The sequence below is a fragment of the Mesorhizobium sp. M8A.F.Ca.ET.021.01.1.1 genome (assembly GCF_003998025.1).
Classification (GTDB): Bacteria; Pseudomonadota; Alphaproteobacteria; order Rhizobiales; family Rhizobiaceae; genus Mesorhizobium.
On sequence record NZ_RZSJ01000235.1, the window covers coordinates 1 to 8,694 of the forward strand.

Annotated in this window: 8 protein-coding genes and 1 pseudogene; 6 read left to right on the forward strand and 3 right to left on the reverse strand. The window is 63.3% G+C overall.

Translation table 11 applies throughout. The annotated features are described in order from the left end of the window. The 3 genes and pseudogenes from EOA36_RS18805 to proC all read left to right on the forward strand — a co-directional run. Positions 1–320: pseudogene (locus tag EOA36_RS18805) on the forward strand (glycosyltransferase family 2 protein); the annotation flags it as partial. Beyond that, positions 289–1,617: an O-antigen ligase gene (locus tag EOA36_RS18810; RefSeq protein WP_127278912.1), complete on the forward strand. Its 1,329-nt coding sequence runs from the start codon at positions 289–291 to the stop codon at positions 1,615–1,617. The pseudogene EOA36_RS18805 and the gene EOA36_RS18810, both read left to right, overlap by 32 nt. A gap of 60 nt (positions 1,618–1,677) precedes the next feature. Further along, positions 1,678–2,493 carry a pyrroline-5-carboxylate reductase gene (gene proC / locus EOA36_RS18815; protein WP_127278913.1) on the forward strand — a complete coding sequence of 272 codons (816 nt, stop codon included), beginning with the start codon at positions 1,678–1,680 and terminating at the stop codon, positions 2,491–2,493. 21 nt (positions 2,494–2,514) lie between these two features. Here the strand turns inward: proC and EOA36_RS18820 are convergent, their stop codons facing one another. Next, positions 2,515–2,751, reverse strand: coding sequence for a type II toxin-antitoxin system VapB family antitoxin (locus EOA36_RS18820; protein ID WP_127278914.1), 237 nt, complete (start codon positions 2,749–2,751; stop codon positions 2,515–2,517). A 275-nt stretch (positions 2,752–3,026) separates the two neighbouring features. Then, entirely contained in the window at positions 3,027–4,340 is a 1,314-nt protein-coding gene (locus EOA36_RS18825) for an NAD(P)H-dependent oxidoreductase (RefSeq protein ID WP_127278915.1), read from the reverse strand. Between the two features lie 341 nt (positions 4,341–4,681). Between EOA36_RS18825 and EOA36_RS18830 the strand changes: the two genes are divergently transcribed. From EOA36_RS18830 to EOA36_RS18840, 3 genes are all read left to right on the forward strand, one after another. After that, positions 4,682–6,088 carry a PTS transporter subunit IIC gene (locus EOA36_RS18830; RefSeq protein WP_127278916.1) on the forward strand — a complete coding sequence of 469 codons (1,407 nt, stop codon included), beginning with the start codon at positions 4,682–4,684 and terminating at the stop codon, positions 6,086–6,088. A gap of 70 nt (positions 6,089–6,158) precedes the next feature. Further along, the gene (locus EOA36_RS18835) at positions 6,159–6,620 is read left to right on the forward strand and encodes a PTS sugar transporter subunit IIA (protein ID WP_127278917.1); all 462 of its coding nucleotides are present in this window, start codon (positions 6,159–6,161) and stop codon (positions 6,618–6,620) included. Positions 6,621–6,640: 20 nt separating this feature from the next. Then, complete coding sequence (locus EOA36_RS18840; RefSeq protein WP_127278918.1) at positions 6,641–6,928, forward strand: PTS sugar transporter subunit IIB; 288 nt, start codon at positions 6,641–6,643, stop codon at positions 6,926–6,928. Between the two features lie 33 nt (positions 6,929–6,961). Here the strand turns inward: EOA36_RS18840 and EOA36_RS18845 are convergent, their stop codons facing one another. Next, complete coding sequence (locus EOA36_RS18845) at positions 6,962–8,356, reverse strand: multicopper oxidase family protein (protein WP_127278919.1); 1,395 nt, start codon at positions 8,354–8,356, stop codon at positions 6,962–6,964. Between the last annotated feature and the right edge of the window lie 338 nt (positions 8,357–8,694).

Consider the following 8,694-nt stretch of genomic DNA (forward strand, 5'->3'; position numbering starts at 1 on the left):
GGTGCGCCGAGGCCAAGGTGCGGGAGACCGTTCCGGCCCGGCGCGTCCAGACCGACTGGATCCGTGCCCGCAGCCTGCGCAACGGTGTCATCTCGACGCTGGTGGAAAAGAAGAAGCGCGCCGGCACGCCCTTCGCAGGTGCCAAAGTGTTCGCCAAGAGCCTGGCGCTCCTTGCCGTCTCGCCGCTTCGCGGCATGATGCGGCTGGCGCGCACCGGATCGCCGGCGATCGCCATCTACCCCGTCCATGTGGCGCTCGGCCGCGTGCTGGCCGAATTCGGATATGCCAATGAGCAATACCGCCAGCCTGAGAAAAACTGAGCGCGCGCCGCTCGGCGCCGCGTTCACGCGCGAGGGCGTGGCGACCGCGATCGCGGCGCTGCTGTTCACCGTCATCATGGTGTCCTTCCGCCCGTTCCAGCCGGCCGGCGCCGAACTCACCGGCGAAGGCGGCGACATCGTCAATCAGCTCGGCTTCGGCTCACTCGGCGCGGTTTCGGTCTTTGCCTTGATGGCCTTCGCCGACCCGCGCGTCGTGCGCTCGCTGCTCAGCCCATCCTGGATTCTGATGCTGGGTTTCTTCTTCCTGTCGGTGGTGCTGGCAACCGATCCGCCCTCGGCCATGCGCGCGGCGTCCTTCACCATGATCGGCATCCTGACGATGGCGACGATCCTGGCGCTGCCGCGTGACGCCGAGTCCTTCTCGAGAGTCATCATCTTCACCGCCGTCGCGGTGATGGGCCTATCCTATCTCGGCCTCATCGTCTTTCCACACGAGGCGATGCACACGGCCGACTCGCAAGAGCCCGAACATGCCGGCCTGTGGCGCGGCGTGTTCACCCACAAGAACATCGCCGGACCGATCATGGCCTGCTTCAGTTTCGCCGGCCTTTATCTCTATCGGCGCGGTCAGCGCTGGTGGGGCGCTGGCATCTTCTGCGCGGCGATGATCTTCATGCTGCACACCGGCTCCAAGACCACCGCCGGGCTGGTGCCGTTCTCGATCCTGATCGTGATGTTTCCGAGCCTGATAGGCATGCGGCTCGGCACGCCGATCCTGTTTGCGCTGGCGATAATCGCCACGGCGGTCGGCACGCTGGGCATCGTCTTCCTGCCGCCGATCAAACATCTGGCGGCGATCTATTTTCCCGACATGACCTACACCGGCCGCACCACATTGTGGGAGTTCGCCGGCTCGATGCTGGCGAAGAAGCCGTGGACCGGCTACGGCTATGAGAGCTTCTGGGGCACGCCGCTGCTGTTCAGCCAGGACCAGCCCTTCGATCGCCCCTGGGACATCAGGACCATCGTGCACGGCCATGACGGCTATCTCGACATTGCCGTGCTGATGGGCATCCCTGCCCTTTGCGTGGCGGTCTACACTTTCCTCATCGCACCGCTGCGCGACTACATGCGCATTCCGCAGCGCAAGGAAAACATCTTTCTCGGCGACTTCTTCATGATGGTGGTGCTGTTCACCGCGCTCAACGCCTTCCTCGAGAGCTTCTTCTTTCATCGCGGCGATCCGGTCTGGCTGTTCTTCGTGCTCGGCGTGCTGGGTCTCAGGCAAGTGTCGCTGCGGCCGATCGCGGTGCGCACGCCCGTCCAGCGGTCCTGAGAGGGCTTCCCCACCGATCCGCGAGCGTCTATGTCATGGCCTTTCCTCGGAGGGCTCTCGATGACGATCAGGCTTGTTCTCGCCGGCTGCGGCAATATGGGTTACGCCATGCTCTCGGGCTGGCTGAAGTCCGGCAAGCTCGCACCCTCAGCGGTTTTCGTGGTCGAGCCCAACGCGGACCTGCGCAATCGGGCCGCCGCACTCGGCTGCGGCACCGCGGCGGAAGCCGAAGCCATTCCGACGGATGCCGTGCCTGAACTCGTCATTATCGCGGTGAAGCCGCAGGTGATCCGTGACGTCACCGCCGCCTACAAGCGCTTCGGCGACGGCCGCACCACTTTCGTCAGCATTGCCGCCGGAACGCCGTCGGCCACCTTCGAGCAAATCCTCGGCAACCGCGCGCCGATCGTGCGCTGCATGCCCAACACGCCGGCTGCCATCGGCAAGGGCATGATGGTGGTGTTTTCCAATCCCCTGGTTTCCGACGACGCCAGGCGTTTCGTCGCCGACCTGCTTTCGGCCAGCGGCGAAGTGGCTACCATCGATGACGAGAGCCTGATGGATGCGGTGACCGCCGTGTCCGGATCGGGTCCGGCCTACATATTCCATTTCATAGAAGCGCTGACCGTGGCCGCCGAGAAGGCCGGCTTGCCGGCGGCGACCGCCAGGCTGCTTGCCATGCAGACCGTCTACGGCGCCGCGTCGCTTGCAGCGGAAAGCAGTGAGGACCCGGGTGTGCTGCGCCAGCAGGTGACCAGCCCCAACGGCACGACGGCGGCCGCGCTTGGCGTGCTGATGGGCGAGGACCGGCTGACCAAGTTGCTCACCGACGCGGTGGAAGCGGCGCGGCTAAGGTCGATCGAACTGGGGAAATAAGCGGGGACAGCTCGGGGTGTGTCAGGAATATCCCCACATGTCGCTGATCTCGTCCTTATCCATAGTTCGGCCACCCGCTCCTGCCTTGGCTCTAAGATCGTGAGCTATGATGGCAAGCCTTTTGGCGAGCGAGAGTTGCTTTCGCTGCAGTTCGGATTCAAGCGCTTTGAAGACCGCCTTGGCCATCGACGTATTGCGCAAGTCTGCAAGCCGTCTCGCCAATTCGCGTGCGCGCGGATTTCTGATGTAGAGTTTCATCTGGGTCCTCGACGCTATGATTTTGACAGAATAGAAGCCTGAGCGGTAGTTCCTAACGTCGTCATCCTAGGGCGAAGCAGGAGCGAAGCTCCGTCGCGGAGACCCTAGGATCCATGCCGGGAGCTCAATGGAAGGGCGCAGCGGAGCAAAATTCTGCCACCGCTGCAACGCCTCTAAATCACGGCATGGATCCTGGGTCTGCGCCGCGTCGCTACGCTCCTTGCTTCGCCCCAGGATGACGAAGTTGCGGTTACCGCTTTCCCGGCAATGCGAGGCTAGCTTCCGTAGAGCATTTCATCCTGCAGACGGCGCAGCGCAAACAGCCTGGTCGTCTGGTCGGGCGCGGCATTGTCGGCCGTCAGCAGATCACCTTTCCTGACTGGTTTCAGCACCTTGCCGCCCTCGAGCAGGCCGACCGGGACGGCGCGCTGAGCGCGGGCTTCGCGAACGGTCATCGTCCAGGAGCGATAGCAAGTTTCGCCGATCGCATCGAAGGTCTCGCCGACGGCGAGATCGCGCTTGGCAACGGCGCAGACCTCGGCAACCGGCCGCGGCAGCGGCACCATGTCCGGTTTGCCGAACAGCACGATGCGGGCGGCGGTGAGCGGCACTTCGAGCGACGTCAAATGGTAAGGCCGGAACAGGCTGTAATAAGGGCCGTGGCCGATATGCAGGTCGTCCATGCGTTCGATGATGCGCGGATGCGTCGCCTCGACGATGACGAAGACGCCGGGCGCCACACCCTTGCCGATGGTGTAGTCGACGACGCCCTTCTTCAGCAGGAGGCCACCGTCCTCGCGCGGGATCAGCACCTTGACGAGGTCGTCGCGGTCGGCCTTGGGACCATGCATGCCGGGCACGTCGGGCACCAGCCCGGTGGCGTTGGCGATGGCGCACATCTCGACCATGGTCTTGGAGCCGTCGATGAACTCGACCAGCATGCGCGGGTTCATGTTGCGACGGATCGCTTCCTCGCGATAGTCATCGGGCACCGCATCATGGTTGAGCGGGTTGTTCTTGCCCTTGCCGGCCGAGACGATGGTCAGGCCGAGGGCGGAGGCGAATTCGATCAGTTCCATGCAACTCGACGGCTCATCGCCGGCGCCGACCGAATAGACGACGCCAAGCCGGTCGGCCTGCTGTTTGAGATAGCAGCCGATGGTGACGTCGGCTTCGACATTCATCATCACCAGATGCTTGCCATGCTCCATCGCCATCAGGTCGAAATCGGCGGCAACGCCGGGCTTTCCCGTGGCGTCGATAACGACGTCGATCAGTGGATTGGTGACCAGCATCTCGTTCGAGGTGATGGCTATTTTTCCCGCCTCGATCGCAGCAGTGACTTTCGAAGCGGCATCGGCTTCGACCGCCATCGCCTCGTCACCATAGGCGATGCGGATGGCATCGCGCGCGGTGTGCGGGCGGCGAGTCGAAACGGCGCAAACCGCAATGCCCGGCATCAGCATGCCTTGCGTGACGAGGTCGGTGCCCATTTCGCCGGAGCCGATGACGCCGATGCGCACGGGGCGGCCCTCGGCGGCGCGTCTGGCGAGATCGCTGGCAAGTCCCGTCAAGGCGACATTGGTCATGCAGGGATGTCCACAGCTTCTTGATTCGAGGCCGGATTAGCAGGGACGGGTCCGCTGTGCCAATGAAACCGCTCGCGGCCGGCGATTTCCAATGGAATCGCCGGGAAACGGCGCATTCGCCGCGAATTATTGGCCCAAAGGGTTGCCAATTGACATTGTCGTGAACAGCCACAATAAAACATTCGTTTGCTAACAAAGGCAAATGTTCACTCCGAAACACCGCTCGGACGAGCATTTCGCCTCTCGTTAGATTTGGGGAGGCCTTTGCGCCAAGGCGGCAAAGGCGTGGACGAGACAACGGAGCATCCTCGGGCAGAGCCCGTGGCTCCAGGGGAGGAAGAATGGATACTCTACTCGCTGGCCTCAAGGGGGCCATCGACACGCTCGGCGCGACAATCCTGCTGCCGATCGTCATTTTCATCATCGCCGTGGTTTTGGGCGCCAAGGTCAGCAAGGCCTTTCGCGCCGCCGTCACCATCGGCGTCGCCTTCATCGGTATCAACCTCGTGCTTGGCCTGATGTTCACGTCGATCGGCGACGTGGCCAAGGCCATCGTCACCAACACCGGCATCCATCGCGACATTATCGATGTCGGCTGGCCCTCGGCGGCCGCGATCGCCTTCGGCTCATCGGTCGGGCTTTGGGTCATCCCGGTCGGCATCCTGGTCAACATCGTGCTGTTGCTGACGCGCATGACGCGCACGCTCAATGTCGACGTCTGGAATTTCTGGCACTTTGCCTTCGTCGGCTCGCTTGTCGTGGCCGCCACCGACAATCTGGCCTACGGCATTGCGATCGCGGCGCTCGTCGCGGCGCTTTCGCTGCTTTTCGCCGACTGGTCGGCGCGCGCGGTGCAGCAGTTCTACGGCGTTCCCGGCATTTCGGTGCCGCATCTCGCCTCGGCGCAGATCCTGCCGATCGCCATCATCCTGAACTGGATCATGGACCGTATTCCCGGCATCAACCGCATCAACATCAACACCGAAACCATCGAGCGCCGCTTCGGCGTGTTCGGCGAACCGGTCGTGCTCGGCCTCATCATCGGCCTCGTGCTCGGCGCCATCGCCTTCTACAATGCGGGCGATCTCAGTGTGGTCCTGGCCAAGGTGCTGGGCACCGGCATGACGCTGGCCGCGGTGATGCTGCTTCTGCCGCGCATGGTGAAGATCCTGATGGAAGGCCTGCTTCCGGTTTCCGACGCGGCGCAGGAATTCGTGCGCAAGCGCACCGGCGACCGCGAGCTTCTGGTCGGCCTCGATTCGGCGATCCTGATCGGCCATCCCGCGGCGATCTCGTCGTCGCTGATCCTGGTGCCGATCGCGATCATCCTGTCGGTGATCCTGCCCGGCAACCGCGTCATCCTGTTCGCCGACCTGGCGGTCATCCCGTTCATCGTCGCCATGACCGCGCCGCTGGTCAAAGGCAATGTGTTCCGCATGGTGGTGATCGGCACGGTGACCTTGGCGATCGGCTTCTATGTCGCCAACGCGCTGGCGCCGCTGTTCACCAGTGCCGCCGTCGCATCGGGCTTCAAGCTGCCGGCGGATGCGCTGCAGATCACCTCGGTGGTCGACGGCTTCCTGTGGGTGCCCTACGTGATCATCGAGGCGATCCAGGGGCTTGGCCTTATCGGCATCATCATCATCGCGGTGGTCATCGCAGCGCTGTTCGTGCTCTACCGGCGCAATACGCTCGGCTGGGAGCGGGCGGCAGGCGCCGAGGACGAGCCGGCCGAACACACCGCCTGAGCCTTGGCGGCTTCAATCTGAAACGATCGTGCGCCCTCCCCGGGCGCACGATTCATCGACGGAGCAAGACATGTCCGACGGCCTCATGCAGCTTCTGGATCCCGAGGCGATCGTGCTCGGATCCGATGCCTCGACCAATGAGGAGATCATCCGCATCCTCGCCGGGCGGCTCGAGGCGCTTGGCTATGTCAAAAGCTCCTATGCCGACGCGGTCGTGCGCCGCGAAATGACCATCCCGACAGGGCTGCCGCTGGAGCGCGCCGACAATGTCGCGGTGCCGCACACCGATCCCGAGCATGTGCTGAAGCCCGGCATCGCAATGGGCACGCTGAGAAAACCGGTGACCTTCGCCAACATGGAAGATCCCGACGAGAAGTTGCCGGTCGGCTTCGTCTTCCTGCTTGCCATCAATGACAGGGATAAGCAGATTGAAGCGCTGCAATCCGTCATGGAGACCATCCAGAACCCGCAGGCATTGGACGGCTTGAGGTCGGCCAGCAACCTCGACGACGTGCGTGCCGTGCTCGGCTGATAACCAAGGAGGAGCAGCAAATGTCCAAACAGAAAACCATTCTCTTTGCCTGCGGTACAGGGATCGCCACCTCGACGGCGGTCAACGTCGCCGTCACCGAAGCGATGAAGAAGCGCGGTCTTACCTTCAACGCGCAGCAGGCCAAGGCGACCGAAGTGCCGGGGCTGGCCGACAGCGTCGACTTCATCGTCGCCACCACGCCGATCTCGGCTTCGGTGACCAAGCCGGTGATCAAGGGCCTCGCCTTCCTCACCGGCATCGGCAAGGACAAGGTGCTCGACGAGATCGAGGCACAACTGCGCAAGTAGGGCGCGGACAACGCGGCCTTCGATGGCCTGGCTTCAAACCACCCTGACGTAGCTCGTCATGCCTGATTTCTGGTGCTCGATGATGTGGCAGTGCAGCAGCCAGTCGCCGGGATTGTCGGCGACGAAACCAAGGCTCACCTTCTCATTGGGCTGGATGAGGTAGGTGTCGGAAATCAGCGGCTGAACCGCGCGCGTCGACGACGACAGCACCTTGAAGCTCATGCCGTGCAGATGCATCGGATGCGATTGCGGCGTCAGGTTCTCCATGTCGATGATGTAACTCTTGCCGAGCTTCAATTCGGCCAAAGGCGCGGTCGGATCGGATGTATCGCCCGGCCACGGCACTTTGTTGATCGCCCAGAAACTGTAGCCGAGCGAGCCGCATATGCCGTCGCTCGGGACGTTCTCCGCCGTGGCGCTGAGCGTCAGCGAAATATGCCGGGCAGCGGTGAGATCGACCTCGGCCACCGGATTGACCTCCAGCGGTGCGAGATCGCGAACATCCCGCTTCAGCGAACTGCCCGTCGCGCGCAACGTCGCGAGCACCTTGGGCTTGGTGCCCCTGACGTCTCGCAAGCTGACGATCGCGCCCTCTTCGTCGGGCATGCGGATGGCGAGTTCCATGCGTTGGCCCGGCCCCAGCAGCAAGGCATCGGGCGAAAAGCGCAGCGGCACCGGATTGCCGTCCAGCGCGATGACATCGGCCTCGGCGCCGTCGACGCGGAAAGCATAGATCCGGGTCACATCAGTGATCGCCAGCCTGAGCCGCACCAACCCGCCGGCCGGCGCGTCATATTGCGGCTGGTCGAGCCAGTTCGCGGTGCGCACCGTGCCGTAGGTGCCGGTTCTCGCCGCATCGCGCGGCCGGAACTGGTCGATGAACTGGCCGTCGTCGCCAAGGCGCCAATCGCGCAGATTGAGGACAAATTCGGCGTCGAATTTCGGATCGTTCGGGTTTTCGACCACGATCACGCCAGTCAGGCCGCGCCCCATCTGCTCCAGCGTATTGCAATGCGGGTGATACCAGAAGGTGCCGGCATCGGGCGGGGTAAAGGCGTAGTCGAAATGATCGCCGGTGTAGACGTAAGGCTGCACCAGGAAGGGCACGCCATCCATCTTGTTCGGCAGGCGAATGCCGTGCCAGTGGATTGTCGTCGGATCGTCGATGGCGTTGATCAGGCGGGCGGCGAAGGGCTCGCCCTTCTTCATCCTCAGCACCGGCGGCATTCCAGCGTTGCCATAGGTCAGTACATCCCTGGTCGGGCCAACATCCATCAGCTTGGCCTGGATTTTTGCCGTCCGCAGCACCACCGGCTCGGGCGTGGCCGCGGCCGAGCCGCCAATCCTGCCGACCGCGGCAAGCCCGACACCGCTCGCGCCAGCGATGGCGGCGGTTTTCAAAAGCCTGCGGCGTGTGATTAGGGTCATTCAGCGCTCCAACTGCAGGGTGACCCGCATCCAGTGCGCCTTGGATCACAGGCGAGCCACCGGCGCAAACGTCGACACATTGCACATTGGCGATTGCTTGCGCCATCACTTCGAAACCGAAGTCGGTTTCGTGCCCTCTGACACCAGGGCCGAGTCATTGCCTCCCCAGGATCCCGACGACTTATGCCTGATCGACGCTCGCCAGGAAACGAGCGAAGACAGGGTTGAAGCGGTCGGGCGAATCCCAGAACGGCGCATGGCCCGATTTGTCGAGCAAATGCGCCTTGCCTTCCCACAGGTTGGAAAACTTGACCGCCGCGACGAAATCGGTGTTGACG

Excerpts from the sequence above, each read along its gene's own strand:
- EOA36_RS18810 (WP_127278912.1), top strand. The coding sequence starts at position 289 with ATGAGCAATACCGCCAGCCTGAGAAAAACTGAGCGCGCGCCGCTCGGC.
- proC (WP_127278913.1), top strand. The coding sequence starts at position 1,678 with ATGACGATCAGGCTTGTTCTCGCCGGCTGCGGCAATATGGGTTACGCC.
- EOA36_RS18820 (WP_127278914.1), bottom strand. The coding sequence starts at position 2,751 with ATGAAACTCTACATCAGAAATCCGCGCGCACGCGAATTGGCGAGACGG.
- EOA36_RS18825 (WP_127278915.1), bottom strand. The coding sequence starts at position 4,340 with ATGACCAATGTCGCCTTGACGGGACTTGCCAGCGATCTCGCCAGACGC.
- EOA36_RS18830 (WP_127278916.1), top strand. The coding sequence starts at position 4,682 with ATGGATACTCTACTCGCTGGCCTCAAGGGGGCCATCGACACGCTCGGC.
- EOA36_RS18835 (WP_127278917.1), top strand. The coding sequence starts at position 6,159 with ATGTCCGACGGCCTCATGCAGCTTCTGGATCCCGAGGCGATCGTGCTC.
- EOA36_RS18840 (WP_127278918.1), top strand. The coding sequence starts at position 6,641 with ATGTCCAAACAGAAAACCATTCTCTTTGCCTGCGGTACAGGGATCGCC.
- EOA36_RS18845 (WP_127278919.1), bottom strand. The coding sequence starts at position 8,356 with ATGACCCTAATCACACGCCGCAGGCTTTTGAAAACCGCCGCCATCGCT.